Genomic DNA, 19,735 nt, shown 5'->3' on the forward strand with positions numbered 1-19,735 from the left:
GCCCTCACGCGATCGCCGGAGGGTTCGGGTGAAATATTGCTGGGGGGCCTTGAGCAGAAACCGGGCGTTGTCTGGTGCTGCAGAAGCGTATTGCTCGAGCACGAAAGCATTGCTGGACGGCGACAGGTCTGGATCGCGGAGCGGGCGATAATAGGTGAAGTCAATTTCAAGGACTTCAAAATGTTTGAAGTAGTCGACAACAGAGCTGATGGGGAGGGTACGTTCCTGGTACGTTTGTCCGCCCAGCTTCCTGTTGCGGGAAGAAAGCTCTTTGGTATAAGACTCCGGATAAATTTGTCCGATCCAGCCGGCGTATCTGTCGCTTGCGGTACCAAATTTGGTTGCTTCGCTGAAATTACGGAAGTCGTAAGACGCTGCGTTCTGGCGCGCTATTGCAGGGGGGGAGTGTAACACGCGTTTGGGGAAGGTGGGTTATTCTTCGCTGTCGGCAAATTCTGGCTCTGGTTCAGCAGAGGGTACTGAAATCTCATCGGCTGGCTGCGCATTGTCATCGCTGTCCGCCAGTTTATCATTGCCGCGTTTTTTACCTGAATAAAACAGGAAGGCGCCGAGGGCTACAAAAATGTAGTACCCGAAAAACCGCCACATAAACAGGGTTGGTGCAACAAGCGCTTTGGGCATCAGTGGGGCGAGGAACAAGACGTAAAGCCCTTCGATACCGCCTGCACCACCGGGGGTTGGGACGATAAATGAACTGACCGTCATGGTAATGCCGCGAATGAAGAAGAGGAATGCCTCCAGGTCTTCAAAAACACTCAGTACAATGAAGACGGGTAGCAGGTAGCGAGGGATCCAGGTGCCGGCAGTAAGCAGGAACGCCGTAGAGAAGAACGCTGGCGGCTGTGACCGTAACATGGCAGCACTCTCGCTCATTTTGGTCATTTCTGAAGCAACCCGCTTGCGAAAACGCTTCAGGAAACCAATCTGGAAAACACGGTCGCTAAATCGCTCGATTAGTTCAGGCCGGAAGAGTGTGGCATAGCCAAATACACACACCCAGCTCAGCATGGCCAGGAAGTACCCGATGATGGCGACGCTGCCCAGAGAACCCAATTCCGGTGGAATCACAGCGATATAAGCCGCGGTGATCAGGATGAAGGGAATCATGAGGGCAGACCAGAACTGGTCCAGTAAAATTGTGAACAGGACCAGCGCAGTTGTTTCGCCGATCTGTATTTTGGAATCTTTGGCTACGTAAATGGCTGCAAAGGGGCCACCGCCCAGAGCTGCTGGCGTAACGTTGGAGAAAAAGTCCCAGGCAAGTTGCCCCCTGAGTCCTTTGACAAACCCAAGCTGTCCCCTGGAAATGAAACTGAACCGCCAGGCGCCAAAGATAACGCGCAACACAATGGTTACGATGGCGGCGCTCATAAACCAGACATTCAAGTTGGCAACTGTTTCTTTAAAAACGGTTGGTTCAAACGTGAGGTAGCCTACAACCGAGAGAACAAGCAAGCTCAGTAGTAGTGGCCAGAGGATATTCTGAAAGGTGAGCTTGATATCACGAACCGCCCTGTCGTTGCCATCAGGCAAAGCAGGCATCTCATCTTTATTTGAAATGATGCGCGGTTCAGACATTGTGTTCGTTGCCAGTTTTTGTTAGCAGAACTGGCTGGTTATGGTAAAAGGTATAAGCAGCGGGTAGTGTACTGCATGTTTGGGCGTGTCTGCATGTAATAACAAAGATAAGGGATGGTGTTTCAAATTAAGAAATTCTTCCATCCAGATTTTTGCTAAGCATGTCTGGGTCAGATAAATCCAACCTGGCCCAGGCCGTTTTTATTTTTTTATACGAGTCTCTGAGTGCTTCAGGAATCACCTTTGTTTCAGCAAGTGTCGGCATAAAGTTCGTATCACCATCCCATCTGGGGACAATGTGCATGTGTAAATGCCGCGGAATGCCGGCACCTGCAGCTTTACCCAAATTCATTCCAACATTAAAGCCATCTGGCGAAAGTGCCTGTTTGAGCACCTGGATGCAACGTTTTAAAACAAGGCCCAATTCAGTGATTTCAGCTACAGAGAGCGCTGCATAATCAGCAACTTCTCTGTAAGGTACAACCATCAGATGACCATTGTTGTATGGATAGAGGTTCATAATGACAAACACCGAATCGCCGCGCCACAGGATCAGGTTTTCTTCATCATGTTTTTGCTCATGTAGCCGGGTGAAAACAGACACAGGGTCGGGATTATCCGCTTCGTGCCCGGCATGTTTATTTATATGAACAGAGCGCCAGGGGCTCCATAAATGGTCCATTGTACAGGAGGATTACACAGAGGGAATGTGCAAACATCGAAAAAAATACGCACGAGGATGCGCCGGTGTTACGCACAGTAGAATAATAAGAGCAAAACTAAATAGGACTAAGATAGTTTTATGCAGCCGAAAATTTAATGCAAGAGATTACTTTATGGCGGATGTAGTTGTCGATATGCACACCCACACAACGTGTTCAGATGGCGTGTTGTCTCCAGAGGCACTGGTAGAGAAAGCCGCATCGCGTGGGCTCGAATTATTGGCAATCACGGACCATGATACCATAGACGGTATTGTGCCGGCGATGGCAGCAGCAAAAGAAACCGGGGTAACCATTATGCCCGGGGTTGAGCTCAGTATCCGGTTTTTGGGCAGAGAGTTGCACTTGCTCGGATACGATTTTGACATCAACAACCCTGAACTGAATGCTTTTCTCGCCCACCACCAGGCGCAACGCACCGAGCGTGCACGTGAGATGGTGCGTAAGCTTAATGGACTAGGCGTAGATCTGGCTTTTGAGGAAGTACAGGCTGTTGCAGAAGGCCCGGCGATTGGTCGGCCACATGTGGCCCAGTTACTCGTTTCAAAGCGCTACGTCGATACATCGGAGCAGGCGTTTATTAAATACCTGCGCAACGGCGGGCCGGCAGACGTGCCGAAAGACTTACCCGGTGCCGAGGAGGCCATTGCTGTGCTGCACAAGGCCGGCGGCATCGCTGTATTGGCACATCCTGGACACTGGGTCAGCGATAAAGACCTCGAACGCCTGCAGGCCCTTGGGCTGGATGGGGTGGAAGTGGTACATCCTTCGCATGACGAAATGCTGCGCACGTTTTACATAGACGTTGCGCACAGGTTATCCCTGCTTACAACAGGCGGATCTGACTTTCACGGGATCCGGTCGAACGATGAGAAGAACTTTGGCACCATCGGTTTTACCGACAAGCAGTACCAGGCCTTTCAAAGCCGCCGCGCTGCCTGAGTGCGCCAGGTAACAGGCTAAACAGGCCCTTTTTACACTAATCAATTCGAATACAGGTATGGCAGAGTACATCAACGGCAGCCTGCAACCGGGAGACGCCAGGTTTGCAATTGTAGTAAGCCGGTTCAATGAGTTTATCACGCAGAAGCTGCTGGAGGGGGCACTGGATGCCCTGACGCGTCACGGCGCGAACATGGATGCGGTAACCGTTGCATGGTGCCCCGGCGCATTTGAAGCACCGCTTGTTGTGAAAAAAATGGCAGAAAGCGGAAAATATGACGCAGTCATTTGCCTGGGTGCAGTCATTCGTGGCGCCACTACGCATTATGATTTTGTCGCCGGCCAGGCAGCGTCGGGCATTATGGCGGCCACGCTCGACACCGGTGTGCCGGTTATGTTTGGCGTAATCACCACCGAAACGATTGAGCAGGCAATAGAACGCGCAGGCACAAAAGCAGGCAACAAAGGCGCTGAAGCGGCAATTGCAGCAATCGAAATGGTGAACGTGCTGAAAGCGTGCTAGGGCACACCTTTGCCGACACAAAGGGGGCCGAAACTTGTTTCTAAGTTTGGAACCGATCTTGGAGACGGTAGTTTACGTCTCCTCTGAAAAATGAGTGGCACAGTTAGAGGATGTCGCGAGACGCCTGTACTAGTGTTTGTTCTCTGCAGGATGTATAAATCATACATAGAAAGTTCATGCTATCTATCGGATGACTTGCCTATATTCTGCTTCTCAGATAAAATGGCCTGTTAACAGGGCATGTACATGGTGGTCGTAGCTCAGTTGGTTAGAGCGCCAGGTTGTGGCCCTGGAGGTCGGGGGTTCAATTCCCCTCGATCACCCTACAGACCTCAGCATAAGTTGCACGCGCAATTTTGCTGAAATTATGCCGCGTTCGTCTAGGGGTCTAGGACGCTGGCCTTTCACGCCGGTAACACGGGTTCAAATCCCGTACGCGGTACATATCCTTTACAGGATCCGAGTCGTAACTCGTTGGGAGACAACGGGTTACGACTTAATTTTTTTCTTTAAGTTATCCTGTGTTAGTGTTTTTGTTAGTGCTCGCACTGGATGGTGCAAACATTCTCTCCTCAAGCTGCTTCGCCTGGTCTTTCGTCATTACCGCATTTCTTTGCTGATACCTGCGGATCATCTTGTCGCTTGTGTGTCCATACGTTTTAGAGAGTACCGTTTGAGGGATGCCGGCTTCTTCGCCATAAATTGACGATTGGGCGCGCAGGTCTTTAAATCTAAGCGTGAACCCTTTTTCCTCATTCCAGAAGCCAGCTTTCTTCCTAATCCTGTTCCACCTGTAGTCGAATTGGGGGTACTTAAAACTAAACACCGTATCGTCAGGCGCTTTATTTCTGACGAGCGCCAATAGCTCGCGGCAAAGAAGATCAGTTATGGGTACTGTACGGCTGCGGCTATCGGTTTTTGTATCGTGCAGGAAGATCTCACCGAAAAACTCATTGGTTCTTTCGTCTCTGTAGATCGTTATATCGCGCTTTCTAAGCCCGCGGTGCACACGGCTGTTTGAGACGCCATGAAGCAGTGTACCCCTATCAGCGCTCGTCTGAAGTGCTATCTTCACCATCACATGAACTTCGTGGTAGTTCAAATCATCACAGGCTTGAAGGAGATTGGCAATTTCAAGAGGGGAGAGGTGTACTTCGCGCGTATCGTCCTCTGCACTAAAGCGCACGTCTGCGAATATTCTATTGCGTTCGGCATTGCCGATGTGGAAACGAAGCAGGAGCGAGATCGCGCGAAGCAATTGGCGGTGCACAGTGTTGCGCTTCTGGTTGTACAGCTTCTGTGCACGTACGCACATTTCAGTAATTCTACGGCCCGTAAGTACACCCAGCCTTTCACTTCCGGCCATTTGGATAAGTTCATCCAATCCGATACGTGTTGGTTTGTCAAAGTCGCTGCCAGCCTTAAACATTTGAACGGCATCTGAGATCAGGGGATCAGTAAGCGAGAGCTTCAGCGTCTCCAGGCGCCCTGTGTTTTTTGCCGTGAGCGCATCGGATAATTTTACTTTATGATCGCAAATGGCATCAAGCAGATTTCGCCACGTAGGATCTATGAGGGCTTTGTTTGCCAAATCCACGAGCAGGTGCTCCATGCGCTCTGCTACGCTCTTATCTGTCGTTCCCGATGAAATGGCGCCGGTATCACCGTAGCCGGCCAGATTCCATTTCCTGATCTGATAATTGGGAGAGCCCTTGCGCTTGAATGGCATTATAGCACCCTGTGAACGTTCTGGTTGGATTTGTTTGGCATCGGCATGACGCGTGGCCTTTCGTCCATGAGCTTCTTTCTATACCCCTCTATGGCAGACTCCATGTCGACTGGCTTAAGTCCATGCATGTAGCACAATATATTGATTCCCAGGTATCCTTTGTTTGAACCTATGCGCCTGACTGCCGGCAATTCTGCTTCCGGGATCTCGTATACCGACTGTACGCGCTCTGTGCCGAGGAAGTGGGCTACATCTTTCGCGCTGTAAGCCCGCATCAATTCGATGCCCAGATCGTTCTCCAGGAGAGGGGCGGAGCTGCGCGTATCAATAGACGCCTTGATTTCAGCCATCTGCTGAAGCAAAGAGCCAAAGAAGGCATCAAAAGATACCGGGCTATGTGCTGCGTCGTTGTTCATGATGTGTAAGCATTGATGCTTATAAGAATTGTGTTGCTGGCTCAGTTTATGACTAAAGCCCGATAAGGCGTTTTGATAGGACGCTAGTTACCCTTAATCGTCTCTGCCATCGGAAGGGGTTTCATTGGCGCGCTCTTTACTGTCGTCTTCAACAAACTCAGCACCTGCATCAAATCCAATGCATAACTCCGTCAGTAAAGAAAGCTGTTCTTGGGGTGGTAGCTTATCCCATTCCTCTTTTGTGTATCCAAAATCTTCTATAGAAAAATCTTCCTCGAACAATGAATCTATGCTTTGTCCGGTGTCTATCCAGACTCTTACTTTCTGTGCCATAATTCAAAATCAGGTATGATTGTGTATTTCTTTTAACACTCCGGGGGGTGGTTTTTCGATTAGGCCTGGGAAGCCAAGTTCTTGCGAATCCTGCGCACGCTTTCGTATCGGTACATTTCCACGCCCGACATGTAGCTTATCTGCCTGTCTGACAGGTGGGCCAATAAGAAAGGGTCGTGTGGATCATCCAGTCTCAGTTCCCTTTCTTCGGGAGACATTCTGCGCCAGTTTTCCCTTGCTTGGACTGCGGTTGGGTTGTTCATTTTTTCTCTATTGTTGGGGTGGTTTCTCAATCTTGTTTGTGATGATGCTTGAGCCAATTGGTGCAGATAGATGCTATCTGCTTCAACTCGTGGTCTACCGGCCCTACATGTTCGCCCTGTAGTGCTAACGTTAGTTCGGCAACCTCCTGATTGAGCCGAGCTAGCCAATAACTTTCGGGCTGGTCTTTCCACCTTTCCGAATTAGCCCTAGTGTAATCCTGAATTTTATTAAGCTCTTGCATGATTTTTTTCTTTTTCCCGGCACAACCGGGGTGGTTTCTAGAATCGTATAAACTCATCCATGGCTAAAAACCATGGGGATTGAAATGAGTAGACATTTGCAACCCTGAGCAGGTAATCACCTTCAACAAGGTCACTGAGCATCTCCTTTTGCTCAAGGCAATCGATGCCGGCGAATGCGCAGTACTGCTCCCATGTAAATGGAGCCCACTCATTGCCTGCATCAACGCACATCTCGACGAGTGTCTGCGTGACGATGCCCACGGGCCCACCCTGATCATTTATCCTGTCCAAATATGAGTCGTCAAGGCCGTGCTCAATATCCACGAGTGCAGGCTTGATTGGCCCATGCTGGGCAAGTAGCTGCCTGTTGTAGTCATTGCTTCTCACGTTGCACCTCGCTCGTGATGTCATTGTTGGTTTCGATGTCCCAGCCAATCCAGGTCACTGCAACGAGCGACCAAAGAGCCCACATCTCTAGCCCGCCCGGATTACTCCAGTAAAGCCATAGGCCGAGAAAGCAGCACATTCCAGCAGCTTGCACAGATGCCGCCTTTTTCTCCTCGTAACTAAGGTTACAGAAGTCCTCATCGCTAATTTTGAATAGGTGTTTCATGGTAGATCCCAATCAATCAAGCAATTCGTTAAGCTGGGCTTTTATCATGATTCTCGATTCAGCCTGATCTGCTATGTCGCGCAATGCATCTCGCAAGAGCACTAGGCACTTGGTGTCGTCATCCAGACCTGTCTCAAGGCCTAGCGTTGTCCTGAATTTTTCCTTGAGCATGTCATCGACAGACTTGCGATAAAATGCCGCTCTTTGATGTATATCCGTTTGGTTGTGCTACTGCCTTGTGTATAAAAGGGGATAACCAAGCGTGACCTCGCCAGCATCCGGCACGACTCCGTAGTCGGTGCCGTAGTAATCTTTCCATTTCGCCAGCGCCTCATCGATTGAGCTTCCTTCAAAGAGGGAGTCCTCTTCTGTATCTGGCTGAAAAACGATCCATCTTCCAGGCCTCGTTTTCCTAGCTGTAAGCTGCAGGACATCTGATACCCAAACTGGCCCGTGTTGCCTCACTGCACCCTGTGGCCCAAAAACGCTCTGCCTAACGCATGACTCGCAGTGGACATCCTGATCATCATTGGAAAACAGGTATCCCATTTCGGCAAGCATGGCCGCGACTTTCTTCTTGTTTGGCGCAGACCATAGGCTGAATTTTGAATGCTTGAGTGGCAATATGCCTGTCTGGCCACAAGAGGCGCAGGTGATTACGTGTACAGGTTTACTTATTGGCATGGCTTGATTTGTAATAGTGATTTGCGAGCGCTATCGCCGCTTATCCATCGACATAAGGATTCGGCGCTGTTCTCGGAACTGGTCTGGCGTCATTTCGAGCCGGCCAGATGGACCGGCTACCATTATCCATTTCCCATCCCTGATCAGCCCCCGCAGCTTCGTTTCGCCGCAGCGAAGAAGATCACACACATCCTCAAGTGTCAGGTTTTGGTTTTCGACGATCCACAAGCGCTTCGCTATGGCTGGATCCTGCAGCAGGTGCCCAAGTAGATCGACCGCTGCGGCGCTGTTATCCTTCATGTCAAAGTCTAGGCTTGATAATTCGACTACAGGCTTTCCTTCAGTGCATGCATCCGCAGCCAGCTGCGCAATGCTTTGTTTGATAGCACGTTGCGCACGAGCTTTTTCCAGCTTGCTGCAGTCTCGACCCAGGCCATCTTGTTGCGCGTTGCCTTGGTGAGCCGCTCGCGAGCATCCTCTTTGGCCTCATTCGACTCGTCATCATCTTGTATTACATCGAGATAGGAGTCAATTTTGGCATTCCACCACTCAGTGCTCCCGCGTTCTTCCAGAAAGAAGTTGAGTATGCCAGTGACTGATATCAGCTTGCCAGTCACCGCGTTTGGGTCGTTTTCGTACTCGAGGATGCTGTGCAATACATCTACCTCGTCATTCTCGCCTGGCGTCCATTCCAGATGGGGAATTCTGTACAGGACGAACCTGGCAATTTTATCTTGATGGTCAATGTTGACCAGATTTAGCCACTCTTGAAATGCTTCTGTAGGGTTTACCATGGTTAGATGTGATTTTTTGATTTGTTGATTTTGTCGCTGATTACAGCTTCCAGCTGCCACGAACAGAAAGGCCATGAGGAAGCCGAAGGTCAGCACGGAGAGGATGAATTCGCCGGAGGATCTACTCATCGCTGATCACCTCGAAGTCTACGACCCATACCCAAGGATTGACGCTCCATCCCAACCCGCGCTCTGCGTAGATGCTATCCCACAGAACACCAAACCATGTCTTGGCGTCGGTAACGGGTTTTAGGATACCCTCACCGCTAGGGATAACCACACCTTCAGCCCGTGCATCTTCTTCGCTAATCTCCTGCAAGCGCTCGACACGCACGTCAGTTATGCGAAGCTGAAGGCGGGAGGCCCACCGCGTCATGTGAATTGATGGACGCCACTTTTCATAGGTGAGGGGAGATGCTTCCCCATCTGCGCGGTAGATCACTGTTTGCCCATCTTTGTTGGTCTTGTGATGACGGGACAGGATGTCTGATTGCCATACTTTAGGCCATAAAGCGCTCTCATAGGTATAGGCGAACGTCTCCCGCACCCATAGCTCATCGCCTGGCTTGCCACAGGGTGATTTTGCCCCAAACTCCCCATCTTCAGAATAAACACCGTAGACATCCTCCTTTGCTGGCTGCAACTCGCCCTCCCGGTCGATAACTCCCGGTGTAAACATTTCCGGCCCAACCAGATGCCCATTCATTACCTCGCCAAACTCACAATCCCACCACTGTGGATTCATGACTCGCCGTGTCTGCGTCTTCCGGCCATCAAGAATGGCGCGTACCATCTCGCCGTTAAAAAGGATAGGGCGCTCTTTTATTGCTAGTGTTTTATTCATCGTCTGGTACCTCTCGTATTTCAGCGCCGGCTGGAATGAGCCAGCTTTTGACAGTCATGCCCTCTACTTCCAGTAGCTCTCGGCATTCATCTCCTTTGCCTTGCGCGCTCCAGTATTTGATCATGCTTCGGCGGTTGCGCTTAACAACTTCCATGGGTAAGTCAAATTCGTTCACCCTGAACACGTAGCCGTGCGGGTGCGGCCGGCGCTCCGTGAGCGGAATCACAAGCGGGTCGCCTTCCGAAATATGATCGAACGGGCCGGCGGCTTCATGCAGGTCGAGTATGTGCGTGGTAATCATGTCGGCACCTCCAGCGTCGCGCCAAACAGAATCGCAAAAGCTACTGCGATAATGCCGCAGGCATCTTCAGCCCCAGGCATGTTCAATGCGCCACATGCAATCGACGCAAACAAAGAGATCATACACGCGATAAATGCCCCCACGCATATCTGTCTTTCAGTTGTCATGCCGGCTCTACCTCCTTGATCTCTAGCGTTGCGCCAAGTGCTTTGGCTATGCATCCCGCGCAGCGCAATTCCGTGCGCTTGGGGTTGACTACGAAGCGGTAGCGGCTCTCTTTGAAGTCCAGGCAAGCATCGCATACGCCCGCCTTATCGTTCGCTATAAATCGGATATGCTTCACTGACTCACCTCTTTCCTCTTGCTCACGACGAGCGATGGGCGAAATTCAATGACCTGCGCTTTCGCGGTCTGCTGCGCCATTTTCTGCAGGTCTTTTGTCTGCTGACGCAGATCTTTCACGCCTTCGGCTATGGCATCGAGCTCTCCCTTGACGTCTGGCGCATACTCCCACACCTTGGTTCTACGTATAGTGAACTCGCTGCCGAGCATGTCAAACTTTTCGCCGGGCTCATGCGTGAGCGCATCCATCAGGACCGGTTTTAGTTCGTCCATTTCTTCGGTTGCCTGATCCACAATTGCGCGCAGTTCCAGGTAGCGCTTTACCTTATCTGAATTCTCCAGATATCTCATTGACTCACCTCCGTGATGATAAATTTTGTGTAGCTTTCCCCGTCTGTGCGCATGGGCCGCATTGAGCCTTCGAGCACGTACACAGGGGAATCGTTTCTCAGAATGCCACACCGCACAAGACCGTCCTCTGTCAGCTTCGCAGTTGTGGCGAGGTTCACCCAGTCGAGGCGGCGCTGGCCCGGGCCGAAGTAGCACTCGCAGCGCACAGTGATCGGGTAAGAGGAGGGGGGAAGTATGCCCTGGTCCCGCGCAGCGAGCTTGACGCGCAGGTACCAGGCCTGCTCAAGCGCTTTGGACCTCCGCTGACCCTTGCTGGATCGCTTGTCCTTGTTCAGCGAAGGCGCGAGGCCATCGATGATCAAGACCTGCGTAGGCTGCGCGGCCATTCTTGGCAGCTCTGGCGCTACCTGCACAGCTGGTGCGCGTACGCCGGCCGGCAGCTTAACAGCTCGCGTTTTCGCCGGTGCGCGGTAGCTCACATCTTCGAAATCTGTCCAGGACTTTTTCATGCGGCCAGCCCCATGTGATATTCTTCTTCGAGCTGCCGGACTATCGCAGCTTCCTCGCGCTTGGCTCGGCTACTCTTCGCCTCTTTGCGCCGCATGCATGTGCGTGCTGTTTTGAGGAAATGCGCATCCACATTTGAGAAAACGGCCAGCAGCGCGGTATCGATAGCGACCTGGTCGCAACCTTGGTCTTCGAGAAATTTGCCGACTTCCCACAGATCCATGCCTTTCTCAGCTGTTATGCGCTTACAAAGGTGTCCATGGCCAGAGGCTTTTAGCTTGGCGTGTAGCCGATGCAAAGTCTGCGGATTATCTACGCCGTTCCTTGACGCAACGAGTAGCTCTGCGACCTCCCATACACCCAGTGCGGCGTGCTGGCCGTCCCATCCGTAGATCGTTGATACCGCAGGCTGGCGGCCGTACTTCTCAAGCATCCTCTTCCGAATAGTGCTCATCTTCACGCCTTTCCTCAGCAGGTCAAGCGCAAACTTCTTGTGCTCATTACTCCAGGAGGATGCGCGGCGCAGTTTGTAGCCGGCGTCGTCTGCCCACTTGTAGAGCGTAACGTTTGCCGGTAGGTGACTGAAGCCATCTTCGCAGATAGCGACCTTGAGCTTGCCGGGCGTCAGTATGCCGGCCTTCATGTGCTTCAGCGCTGATTGTTTGATCTTGGCCATTTCGGCCGTTGTTGCTCGTTTCATGCTGCTTTTCCGGGGTACATATTGGAAAGGGCGGCGAATTTTTCTGGATTAAGTCGGCAGGCAATTTGTTTTTTGATGCCGCTTGCTGGCACGTATTTTCGGTTATGCCTGGAAATCGTGTTGCAATCGACCATAGCAAAGACTAGATCATCTCCCATGAGCCCATAGCGGCGTGTTAGAAGTGGAATCTTGTTAAGCGTAAGCCAGGCGTCAGGGTTTAGGTAGCCCCCCTGCACATCGCGCAGCAGGTTGCTTGCCCATTTATCTTCCCACTCGGAAAGCTGCCGGCCTGTCTTGCGCTCAAGGATCTCCCGCGCATCCTCGCCTGCAAGGACCTTGGCTATGTGCCGCGCAGCAGCAGTGCGCTCGTCGGTTAATCCCATGGCATGACCTCTTCCGGCGGCGACCAGTATTTCGTCTCTGGCCGGGTGTTGGCGGCGGTATTGCCATGGCGCTTCCAGCGCTCCAAGATTCCCTTGAGGAATTTCAGCGATCCGCCGCGGCCATCGCCCTCAGCCTTGGCGTAGACGAGCGCTGCAATCAGCTGGGCGTGTCCGTAGGTGTCCCGTAGCTGAATGAGCGAGCTGACCGGTACCGCTCCGCGATGATCTCCGCGCAGGATGTGGATGTAGGCCATGTCGATCGCATCCGGCGGATAAGCCATTACCTGGCGCCGAATATCTTCGCTGTAGATGCGGTCTTTTTCTGGTAAGAAAGACAGATCCAAATCCCCCTCGTCCTTTCGCTCATTTTTCTCGCGCGGAGTAGAACTGAGAGAGTGAGGGTTGTTTAAATTGTTTGTATTAAAGAATGGTGGTTTATCCTGATGGTTTATTGCGGGTGACTCAGGGTCACCCTTTATCTGTACTGGGGGACACCCTTTTGGGTCTGAGGCTGTGTACTCAGGGTCACCCTTTTTAGTGTACTCAGGGTCACCCTTTTTCAGCGCCGTGAGCTCCTCTTTTTGCCTAGTATCAGGCCTTGGCGAAGCGTTGTTTTTTGCGGGTGGTCGAGTAGGGTTCGGCCCTCCGTTTTTCGCGATAGGTTCCGACGGTGGAGTCTTGCTATCCAGTGCTTCGATAATGATTCTATATTGGTTTCTGGCATTGCGCCCGCCGTTGTTGTCTTTCCACTTTACATATCTGTTGCGTAGCCTCTGGAGTATGCGAATGCAGCTGCGCTTTTCAAGCCTTGTCTTCCTTGCCAACTGGCGTATCGAGGGAAAGCACCGGCCATCGTCATCTGACCAGTCTGCCATTGCCAAGAGTATGGTCAGCTCTGCGCGGTTGGTGATATGCTGACAGTCCCAGACCTTGGTCATTACTTTATTGGACATTGCACTAAGCGAATTCTTTGAATGAAGGGAGCTATTGAGTTATCTGAGAAGATTAAAGTGAGCCGTCCAGATAGCCGGCGTCGATAAGCTCTTTGATCAGTTCGCGGTTTTCTGCATCGCTGCCAGGAGACTGATCAGTGAGTGATTCCAGGGTTATTTCTGCATCAACTGGAAGTCCCATGAGGTAGATCAGCAGGCCTCGTGCGGCCCAGGATAGAGCAGTATTCTCAGACTCGGTTTTGCGCAGCACTACGTAGGGCTGATCTTTACTGCGTTTTTTTCTGATGATCGGCATTGACTAGCGCTCGTTTTGGAGTTGTGACTTGATGTTTTCGAATGCTCGTGCGAGCTCCTCCACCGTACCATTGGAAGTATCAATCAGGGTGTGCAGGCTGCCTAGAAGCCATGCGTTACTGAATTCACGGGACTCTTCGGAGCTATTGATTGTCCAATCCAGTTGCTTCCTGAGCACCCGGATCTCCTTGTCCTGATGGATAGCGATGTCGCGCCATGTCAGGGCGCCATCTGATGGCGTGTGGAAGAAGAAGTCCTCCTGAAGCACTGTTAGCTCACTAAACCATTCGGCACCTGTTATCCCGTTCTGGTGGCGGTGTCCGTCCTGCAGGAGTCTGGATTCCATCTCTTGAGCAATAGAGCTGTTCTTGCACTCTCTGTACTTGATGAGTGTTATTTCAAGCTTTTCACCCCAGCAATTTGATTGCTGTATGCTCTTGCGTCGTGCATCAGGGTGGTTAGTTGTAAAACCGATCTTCCACGCCGATTTTGCCTCACAGTACATCAGGTACACACAGGCGATGTCTTGGATATCTGATTTCATTATTGGATTTGGTATTGCGGACGCGCCGCTGATTAGAAGGGGAGGTCATCGTCCACGGTGGCCGGCTTTTCGACGTACAGCTTTGCCTGGAAGCGCTCAATCATCGCATCCGCCATGCGTTTGAAGTTGCCTGTAAAGGAGTCCACCTGTGGCTCACATTTCTCAATAGCTGTCTCTAGCCATCCGCCGGCCTGTGCATCCTTCAGGTACTTCTCCATCGTGTCCAGGCGCTGCTGCGACGTGGGTCCAGGTTGGTCCGGATCACTTTGCTGGGACTGCTGCGCTGGTGCTTGCTGAGCAGGGGCCTGTTGCCGCTGTAGAGCTTGCTGGCCTTGCTGCTGCCGGCTCTGCTGCGAGCTCTGCGCCTGCTGAGGCAGCTGGTTAGAAGTGTCCATCTGCCAGGTCTCAATGCCGCGGTAAGAGTCGGCGCTCTTGCCGCGCACAAACCAGTCGCCGCCGTTTTGCTGCTTCTGCTTGCCCCAGCGAATGCGCTTACCGCTCTGGAGGTGAACAAAGCCGGCGTACTCGTTTCCGTCTGCGCCGTTTTCGCAGTAAGGCATCCATTCAATGAGATCCGCGCCTTCCTGGGTGATGGCCATGTTAAGTCTTGCGATCTTCCACGCTTCTCTAACAAGCTCCTGCGTCGTATTTGCCTCAACCACTATAGGGAGGCATCCAAGATGTACGGTCGTCTTCATTATGGCAGCTGGCTTGTGAGTTCGCGGAAGAGACGTTCGCTGCCAGCTGCGCCAGCAGGGGAGAGCATGCGCTCTCTGGCATCCTTGCAATAGCGCTCGCGAAGCTCATCTAGATCCGCCTGGGCGCGCTCGCCCTTGATAACTGCTTCTTCTTTCCGGAGGCTTTCGATCTGCACATCATTGCGCAGCTTGTGGTTTTCAGTGCGCAGTAGGCCATTCTGCTGGTCCAGCTTAGCGTTCGCCTGGATGAGCGCCTCATTCGCTTGAGTGAGTTTGGCATTCTGCTCTCGCAGTTTGGCCAGTTCTTTGACAACTTCCTGCGCTGGGCGCACCTTGATTAGCTCTAATAGTTTTTTCATATTGGCAAGTCTTATGGGGCGCCGGCCTTCCCTGCAAGGATTCAGGCCGGCGCCAGTGAAGCGGATTTTGTCCTATGACAGGCCCACAATCCGCGATAAGGAGCCGTCCATACGAACCAGAGTTCGCTTTGGGAAATCCACTGGCGCAGCTGTCTCGGAAATAAGCTGCGTCAGTGGCGGACGGCATTTAAAGTCAATTTCTAAATGATCAGGATGCGCGGCTGTAGATGCGCTCTTCGCGCTGCACGCGGCGCTTGGTGTCCCGCACGCCTGTCGCAAGCCTGATCTCGCAAGCTGCTGCATGACCGAAGTGATGCAGATGTGTTTTGCCCGTGAAGCCAATCAGCCCAGCAATTTGATCTGCTATCTTCCTTGCCTCAAAGCTGTGCTTGCAGCGTACGCGAAGTGATCCCTGAAATGGGCGCTTGTGCTTTTCATTTTTTGGATTGCCAACCACGCCACGCGCATTGTTGACGCCCATCATCGCAACAATTGCAGATGCCTTGCGATTAGCTAGAGCCCGGTTGTCGAAGTAGAAAGGCAGCGATCCCTGAAAAGCGCCTGCACCTCTGAAGAAGATCAGTTTCTGCTTGTGATGCCGGCCACCTTCATCTTCAAATGTGATCTTGTAGTCATTAAGACCCGCAAGCTCGCGCCGGATATCAGCAGCAGCGCCGCTTTGCTCCAGTACTTCGCGTCTGTGACTTGTAAGATCAGGCCCTACAGATGGGTCGTAATTGGCTTTCTTGCTATAGTTGCGACGCTTTGCGCGCACCTCGTTCAAAGAACTGCGTCGATTTTCGGGAGTGGGTTTGACATCTCGGAGCTTGCCAGCACTTCGCAGGCTGTTGATCTGATCGTCTTCGTAGCCATTAAGCGTACCTTCGACTAGCCAGGTAAACACGTTACCGCGTCCACCTACCCAGTAGAATTCGCCTATGAGCTTCTTGCGCTCCCATTTGCCCTCAGAATTGAGGATTTCGACGTGTTTAATTGCAGGACCACTTGGATCTTTCTGCGTTTGAGAAGTATATTGAGACATACTGAAAATCCTTTAAGGGTTTAGAAAATCCAGCACTTGTTTGGCGACGGGGCTGGATTTTTGCGTTTATGAATATTCGAGTTCGGGTTTTTCCTCATTCACATAGCGCCAGGCCTCCTTTAAGGCTGCGAGTCTTACAAAAGACGAGAGGCTTCGCTCGCTCTTGTTGGCGGCAGTTTTGAGTAATTCGAGTTCTTTTTCTGACAGAAGAGAAACAACCCTTTCTTTTTTTGCTTCCATTGTCATAATATTGCAATGTTGTATGCAACTACGTGTAATATATGCAAAAAGTTGCACAAGTGCAAATAGGTGCGTGATATAAGAATTAATTTGCAGTGAATATGCAGCTTGAGAAAAATGGTTTATGCGAAGCCATGTTGGTTGCTCGTAAGGAGAGAGAGTTAACCCAGAAGGGGGCTGTAGACTTTTTGGCCCAAAGAGGTGTCGAAATGTCTCTCCGTACATACGTGTCATATGAGTCCGGAAAATCGGAGCCGAGTTTCTCTTTGGCGATAGACATTTGCAGAGCTTTTGGCATTAGTGTCTGGCTTGGAATCCGAGATGATGGATTGTCTGTGCTTGTATTTGAGCAAATGGGCTCAGGTAGCGAGTCGCACCCCTTTTTGAGAGGGGGAGATTCTGAGGATGCTGCAGGTAAACTGTTCAATGTTTGGTTTGAGGATGCAGACAGGCTCAAAGAGGAAAATGAAAGCCTTAAAAAGGAGGTGCCGGCCCTGCGAGCCCAGTTAGAGTTGCTCAAGGATCTTGTTAAAGACATTAAAGCCGGCCCAGAGAACTGAGCTATTGGATCTTTCTGCGTTTGAGTAGTATATTTTGCCATACAATGTGGTACCTCTCGTAGGTATTTAAACCAGTTTCAGTTTGCCGACCGGGACTGGTTTTTTCTATTTAGGGAAATTTGTTAGGCTGCTACCGCAGTCTGGGATTCGGTCTCCATCATTTGCCGAATGTCACGCAAATCTGCGCGGATATGGTTTTCCATCCGATCCGTGATGTATGCAGCCATAGAGAGTCCACGAGCACTAGCTGCAAGCTTTAGCCGCCGCTTGAATTCCGGTTTTGCTCGAAAATTGACAACTTCTGGCTTCTGCATAGTTATATTGTGTGTTGTGTTTGTGTATACAGATAATATAACTAAGAGTTAGTCGTTTGTCAATAAGAGTTAGTGGTTAATTTGTTAAGATATCATGAAGAGTGAGTCAAGTAATAGTGTCAATGGGCACCCTTACCCGCTAGAGACGGCTGCTCCTCGACAGCATGAGATACTGTTAGTGATGAGTGCTGAGGACAAGGCTATGTCCCCTAAGTCTATTCAGGCCTCGACCGGATTGAGGCGCGAGAACGTTCAGGAAGCACTTGGCAGCATGCTGAGTGCGCATTTGGTGCACAAGGAAGGTTATGGGAAGTATAGGATTGGCCCAGATGTCTCGGGATTCATCGTAGAGGTGTTGGAATTGGTGAGGTCGCTAGGAATGGAGATGGCCTATTTGGATTGGAATAGTGAGTGGATTGAGGGTGTGGATGATACGAATGACGCAGGAATGGATTCTGAGGTTTACATTGAGAGGATGAATCGACTCCGTGTTGCATTTCCTGACGCATGGAAGTTGGAAAATGAGCGCATTCGAGAACCGATGTTGTTAGTGCGGCAATATATGCATCGGTTTAGCTTTTTTAACTTTGTGCAGATGATTGAGAGATCTAGAACTGTTAGTAGTGCTCTTAGTCATGCTGTGAAAGGGGGGCGCCATAAGCTTGGCCCAGGTGAGAGTTTGGCGGATTCTTCCCGGATTATATCCGAGCAACTGCAAATAATCAGCACTCGCATTACGAGGCTGAAAGAGGAGCGAGGTCTTTCTTGGGAGGAAATTGGGGCTTCGGCGGGAGTTGCGGCCAGAGTTGCACAACAGTGGGGCGATGGCGATTCGTCACCTCCTGCAGAGAAGATTCCAGCGCTGGCACAGCTACTTGGCTCGACTCCATTGTATCTGCTTGGCGTCGCTGACCCAGGAGAGGACCACGCGGCCACGCTGAACAATTATGTAGCGCAGAATAAGAAGGCAGAGGCGGAGGGAAAGATGGAGGTGGTGGACATCGATGTTGGGCCTGGTGACTACATGATGCGCGTTATACCGATATACGATGAAGCCGGCAATGTCGAGTACTACATCCGCGCGACGTACACGGGACTGACGAAGGAAGAAGGGGAAGAGCTGCGCAATAGTGGGGGGTAAGAGTTGTAACGTTACGAATAGTGGTTGGAGCTGGTGGAAACTAGTGGTTTCTGAGTAATTAATTTTAAAGGTGGTGCAATGAGCCGAGATGATAAATTTACTTTCGTTTACGATAAGGCTAACAATAAGCCAACAATTGTTGCCACGGGAGCTATTGGTGGGCCAACTCCAAACGGTAGCATGATTATAGCTCATCTGTTTCTCGAATATGGCTCGGTTCCTGCATTAGCTACTTATCCTATCGTTGATTCTAACCGTCTTGATCTTTCCTCAGAAGAAGCCGATTTAGTTCAAAGAGGTAATGCTACTAGGGATATTCAAGCTACTCTAGCTCTGTCACCACAAAATGCCTTAGTGATTGGTGAATGGTTGATAAAGCATGCTCAAGGGATCCTTGGTGGCTCAGGCGATGTAAACAAGTAAGTATCTAGAAATAGTGAAGACCTGTCATGGAACAAATTTTTTTAGATCTACGGGAAGATAATCAGATAGGAATGGATCCTGTTCACTGGGAGCTAATCTATGACCCGTCTTTCAAGGAGCAGTGGGATGCAAATCTCTTAGACAATTTCCTTGAGTCTTTGCTTGACGCTAAACAGACTCCTTCCGAGATAGGCAAAGAGCAAACAGAACTACATGTTCTTGATATTGCACCTATTGATGTTGGTGGCAGGGAATTTTATGTCTTGAGAACCGAGGAGGGAGGTGTAGCGATATTAGATCTCGCCTGGCACCTGATTGGGCGGGGTGCTACATTTGCAGAGGCGTACAAAGATCTTATGCGCGATTCAAGAGCTCTTTTGAGGCATTATATGAATCGAAACTCGGCAAATATTTCTTTTGAAGCTCAAGAGATGATCCGATTCCTTGTTCAAACTGTTGATCACTCTGGAGCCTATGATCAATATCATGATCTTGATCTATTGTTCAAAAATGTTGCATGGGTGTAAACACCGGTGCTTCACTTCCTGGTCGTACAGAAATTTGACGAATTTTGACCCCCAGGGATTGTCATTATTATCATCAACCTGGAGTATACAGTTTCGTACTGGAAAAGACCAAAAATGGTATCCTCCAAAACTGTCACTGATCCTTGAGAGGTTTAAAAAACTACACAAAGAAAGACTCAAGACTAATTACGAGATAAAACCACTTTAAGGGAAGTTTGTGATAATGATCTATATCTATATATACTGTAAGTTATATCACTGCATAAAAAGCTGCGGAATACAACACCATACATCACCGTATAGGGACAAATTTCTTCCATAAATGGAAGAAATTTGTTCCTATTCGGTGAC

General features: G+C 50.6%; 34 protein-coding genes and 2 tRNA genes. 8 read left to right on the plus strand and 28 right to left on the minus strand.

Features of this window, described 5'->3' with window-relative positions; all coding sequences use genetic code 11:
* The 3 genes from AAF564_17705 to AAF564_17715 all read right to left on the minus strand — a co-directional run.
* On the minus strand, window positions 1-414 hold a 414-nt coding region (locus tag AAF564_17705; protein MEM8487393.1), incomplete at its 3' end, for a DUF72 domain-containing protein.
* Window positions 415-432: 18 nt separating this feature from the next.
* Window positions 433-1,599, minus strand: a complete 1,167-nt coding sequence (locus AAF564_17710; protein MEM8487394.1) for a lysylphosphatidylglycerol synthase transmembrane domain-containing protein — start codon at window positions 1,597-1,599, stop codon at window positions 433-435.
* A gap of 127 nt (window positions 1,600-1,726) precedes the next feature.
* Window positions 1,727-2,281, minus strand: a complete 555-nt coding sequence (locus AAF564_17715; protein ID MEM8487395.1) for an HIT domain-containing protein — start codon at window positions 2,279-2,281, stop codon at window positions 1,727-1,729.
* 154 nt (window positions 2,282-2,435) lie between these two features.
* Between AAF564_17715 and AAF564_17720 the strand changes: the two genes are divergently transcribed.
* The 4 genes from AAF564_17720 to AAF564_17735 all read left to right on the plus strand — a co-directional run bounded on the left by AAF564_17720 (window position 2,436) and on the right by AAF564_17735 (window position 4,228).
* A complete protein-coding gene (locus tag AAF564_17720) occupies window positions 2,436-3,263 on the plus strand; it encodes a PHP domain-containing protein (protein ID MEM8487396.1) in 828 nt (275 codons plus the stop codon).
* A gap of 58 nt (window positions 3,264-3,321) precedes the next feature.
* The gene (gene ribE, locus AAF564_17725; GenBank protein ID MEM8487397.1) at window positions 3,322-3,786 is read left to right on the plus strand and encodes a 6,7-dimethyl-8-ribityllumazine synthase; all 465 of its coding nucleotides are present in this window, start codon (window positions 3,322-3,324) and stop codon (window positions 3,784-3,786) included.
* A 249-nt stretch (window positions 3,787-4,035) separates the two neighbouring features.
* Window positions 4,036-4,109: transfer RNA gene (locus tag AAF564_17730), tRNA-His, on the plus strand.
* 46 nt (window positions 4,110-4,155) lie between these two features.
* Window positions 4,156-4,228 (plus strand) — tRNA-Glu (locus AAF564_17735).
* 72 nt (window positions 4,229-4,300) lie between these two features.
* Here AAF564_17735 and AAF564_17740 read toward each other — a convergent pair.
* From AAF564_17740 to AAF564_17855, 24 genes are all read right to left on the minus strand, one after another.
* The gene (locus AAF564_17740) at window positions 4,301-5,515 is read right to left on the minus strand and encodes a hypothetical protein (protein MEM8487398.1); all 1,215 of its coding nucleotides are present in this window, start codon (window positions 5,513-5,515) and stop codon (window positions 4,301-4,303) included.
* On the minus strand, window positions 5,515-5,931 hold the full coding sequence (locus tag AAF564_17745; protein MEM8487399.1) for a hypothetical protein: 417 nt from the start codon (window positions 5,929-5,931) through the stop codon (window positions 5,515-5,517). The genes AAF564_17740 and AAF564_17745 overlap by 1 nt, the downstream gene beginning before the upstream one ends.
* A gap of 93 nt (window positions 5,932-6,024) precedes the next feature.
* Entirely contained in the window at window positions 6,025-6,264 is a 240-nt protein-coding gene (locus AAF564_17750) for a hypothetical protein (GenBank protein MEM8487400.1), read from the minus strand.
* Window positions 6,265-6,806: 542 nt separating this feature from the next.
* A complete protein-coding gene (locus AAF564_17755; protein ID MEM8487401.1) occupies window positions 6,807-7,157 on the minus strand; it encodes a hypothetical protein in 351 nt (116 codons plus the stop codon).
* Window positions 7,144-7,383 (minus strand): hypothetical protein, encoded by a 240-nt coding sequence (locus AAF564_17760; GenBank protein MEM8487402.1) that lies wholly within the window; start codon window positions 7,381-7,383, stop codon window positions 7,144-7,146. The genes AAF564_17755 and AAF564_17760 overlap by 14 nt, the downstream gene beginning before the upstream one ends.
* A 12-nt stretch (window positions 7,384-7,395) precedes the next feature.
* Entirely contained in the window at window positions 7,396-7,554 is a 159-nt protein-coding gene (locus tag AAF564_17765) for a hypothetical protein (protein MEM8487403.1), read from the minus strand.
* A 57-nt stretch (window positions 7,555-7,611) separates the two neighbouring features.
* The gene (locus AAF564_17770; GenBank protein MEM8487404.1) at window positions 7,612-8,067 is read right to left on the minus strand and encodes a hypothetical protein; all 456 of its coding nucleotides are present in this window, start codon (window positions 8,065-8,067) and stop codon (window positions 7,612-7,614) included.
* Between the two features lie 30 nt (window positions 8,068-8,097).
* Window positions 8,098-8,367 carry a hypothetical protein gene (locus AAF564_17775; protein MEM8487405.1) on the minus strand — a complete coding sequence of 90 codons (270 nt, stop codon included), beginning with the start codon at window positions 8,365-8,367 and terminating at the stop codon, window positions 8,098-8,100.
* Between the two features lie 26 nt (window positions 8,368-8,393).
* Window positions 8,394-8,990: a hypothetical protein gene (locus tag AAF564_17780; GenBank protein MEM8487406.1), complete on the minus strand. Its 597-nt coding sequence runs from the start codon at window positions 8,988-8,990 to the stop codon at window positions 8,394-8,396.
* The gene (locus AAF564_17785; GenBank protein ID MEM8487407.1) at window positions 8,983-9,705 is read right to left on the minus strand and encodes a hypothetical protein; all 723 of its coding nucleotides are present in this window, start codon (window positions 9,703-9,705) and stop codon (window positions 8,983-8,985) included. Before AAF564_17785 ends, AAF564_17780 begins: the two co-directional genes overlap by 8 nt.
* Window positions 9,698-10,006: a hypothetical protein gene (locus AAF564_17790; GenBank protein MEM8487408.1), complete on the minus strand. Its 309-nt coding sequence runs from the start codon at window positions 10,004-10,006 to the stop codon at window positions 9,698-9,700. The genes AAF564_17785 and AAF564_17790 overlap by 8 nt, the downstream gene beginning before the upstream one ends.
* Entirely contained in the window at window positions 10,003-10,173 is a 171-nt protein-coding gene (locus AAF564_17795; protein MEM8487409.1) for a hypothetical protein, read from the minus strand. Before AAF564_17795 ends, AAF564_17790 begins: the two co-directional genes overlap by 4 nt.
* The gene (locus AAF564_17800) at window positions 10,170-10,349 is read right to left on the minus strand and encodes a hypothetical protein (protein MEM8487410.1); all 180 of its coding nucleotides are present in this window, start codon (window positions 10,347-10,349) and stop codon (window positions 10,170-10,172) included. The genes AAF564_17795 and AAF564_17800 overlap by 4 nt, the downstream gene beginning before the upstream one ends.
* Entirely contained in the window at window positions 10,346-10,699 is a 354-nt protein-coding gene (locus AAF564_17805; protein ID MEM8487411.1) for a hypothetical protein, read from the minus strand. Before AAF564_17805 ends, AAF564_17800 begins: the two co-directional genes overlap by 4 nt.
* Window positions 10,696-11,208 carry a hypothetical protein gene (locus AAF564_17810; GenBank protein ID MEM8487412.1) on the minus strand — a complete coding sequence of 171 codons (513 nt, stop codon included), beginning with the start codon at window positions 11,206-11,208 and terminating at the stop codon, window positions 10,696-10,698. Before AAF564_17810 ends, AAF564_17805 begins: the two co-directional genes overlap by 4 nt.
* Complete coding sequence (locus AAF564_17815; protein ID MEM8487413.1) at window positions 11,205-11,906, minus strand: hypothetical protein; 702 nt, start codon at window positions 11,904-11,906, stop codon at window positions 11,205-11,207. The genes AAF564_17810 and AAF564_17815 overlap by 4 nt, the downstream gene beginning before the upstream one ends.
* Window positions 11,903-12,289, minus strand: a complete 387-nt coding sequence (locus tag AAF564_17820; GenBank protein ID MEM8487414.1) for a hypothetical protein — start codon at window positions 12,287-12,289, stop codon at window positions 11,903-11,905. The genes AAF564_17815 and AAF564_17820 overlap by 4 nt, the downstream gene beginning before the upstream one ends.
* Window positions 12,280-13,242, minus strand: a complete 963-nt coding sequence (locus AAF564_17825) for a helix-turn-helix domain-containing protein (protein MEM8487415.1) — start codon at window positions 13,240-13,242, stop codon at window positions 12,280-12,282. The genes AAF564_17820 and AAF564_17825 overlap by 10 nt, the downstream gene beginning before the upstream one ends.
* Before the next feature lie 52 nt (window positions 13,243-13,294).
* Window positions 13,295-13,537 (minus strand): hypothetical protein, encoded by a 243-nt coding sequence (locus tag AAF564_17830; GenBank protein MEM8487416.1) that lies wholly within the window; start codon window positions 13,535-13,537, stop codon window positions 13,295-13,297.
* Between the two features lie 3 nt (window positions 13,538-13,540).
* Complete coding sequence (locus AAF564_17835; protein MEM8487417.1) at window positions 13,541-14,080, minus strand: GIY-YIG nuclease family protein; 540 nt, start codon at window positions 14,078-14,080, stop codon at window positions 13,541-13,543.
* Between the two features lie 32 nt (window positions 14,081-14,112).
* The gene (locus AAF564_17840; GenBank protein MEM8487418.1) at window positions 14,113-14,778 is read right to left on the minus strand and encodes a hypothetical protein; all 666 of its coding nucleotides are present in this window, start codon (window positions 14,776-14,778) and stop codon (window positions 14,113-14,115) included.
* Window positions 14,778-15,137 (minus strand): hypothetical protein, encoded by a 360-nt coding sequence (locus tag AAF564_17845; GenBank protein ID MEM8487419.1) that lies wholly within the window; start codon window positions 15,135-15,137, stop codon window positions 14,778-14,780. The genes AAF564_17840 and AAF564_17845 overlap by 1 nt, the downstream gene beginning before the upstream one ends.
* Before the next feature lie 208 nt (window positions 15,138-15,345).
* Window positions 15,346-16,179, minus strand: coding sequence for a hypothetical protein (locus AAF564_17850; protein MEM8487420.1), 834 nt, complete (start codon window positions 16,177-16,179; stop codon window positions 15,346-15,348).
* Between the two features lie 66 nt (window positions 16,180-16,245).
* Complete coding sequence (locus AAF564_17855) at window positions 16,246-16,425, minus strand: hypothetical protein (GenBank protein MEM8487421.1); 180 nt, start codon at window positions 16,423-16,425, stop codon at window positions 16,246-16,248.
* A 128-nt stretch (window positions 16,426-16,553) separates the two neighbouring features.
* Here AAF564_17855 and AAF564_17860 point away from each other — a divergent pair, with 128 nt between their 5' ends.
* The gene (locus AAF564_17860; protein MEM8487422.1) at window positions 16,554-16,979 is read left to right on the plus strand and encodes a helix-turn-helix domain-containing protein; all 426 of its coding nucleotides are present in this window, start codon (window positions 16,554-16,556) and stop codon (window positions 16,977-16,979) included.
* Window positions 16,980-17,101: 122 nt separating this feature from the next.
* Here AAF564_17860 and AAF564_17865 read toward each other — a convergent pair whose 3' ends face one another.
* The gene (locus tag AAF564_17865) at window positions 17,102-17,293 is read right to left on the minus strand and encodes a hypothetical protein (GenBank protein MEM8487423.1); all 192 of its coding nucleotides are present in this window, start codon (window positions 17,291-17,293) and stop codon (window positions 17,102-17,104) included.
* Between the two features lie 94 nt (window positions 17,294-17,387).
* Between AAF564_17865 and AAF564_17870 the strand changes: the two genes are divergently transcribed.
* The 3 genes from AAF564_17870 to AAF564_17880 all read left to right on the plus strand — a co-directional run bounded on the left by AAF564_17870 (window position 17,388) and on the right by AAF564_17880 (window position 19,384).
* Entirely contained in the window at window positions 17,388-18,434 is a 1,047-nt protein-coding gene (locus tag AAF564_17870) for a helix-turn-helix transcriptional regulator (GenBank protein MEM8487424.1), read from the plus strand.
* A 78-nt stretch (window positions 18,435-18,512) separates the two neighbouring features.
* A complete protein-coding gene (locus AAF564_17875; protein MEM8487425.1) occupies window positions 18,513-18,857 on the plus strand; it encodes a hypothetical protein in 345 nt (114 codons plus the stop codon).
* Window positions 18,858-18,883: 26 nt separating this feature from the next.
* The gene (locus AAF564_17880) at window positions 18,884-19,384 is read left to right on the plus strand and encodes a hypothetical protein (protein MEM8487426.1); all 501 of its coding nucleotides are present in this window, start codon (window positions 18,884-18,886) and stop codon (window positions 19,382-19,384) included.
* The last annotated feature ends 351 nt before the right edge of the window (window positions 19,385-19,735 follow it).

It is taken from the genome of Bacteroidota bacterium (genome assembly GCA_039111535.1).
GTDB lineage: Bacteria > Bacteroidota > Rhodothermia > Rhodothermales > JAHQVL01 > JBCCIM01.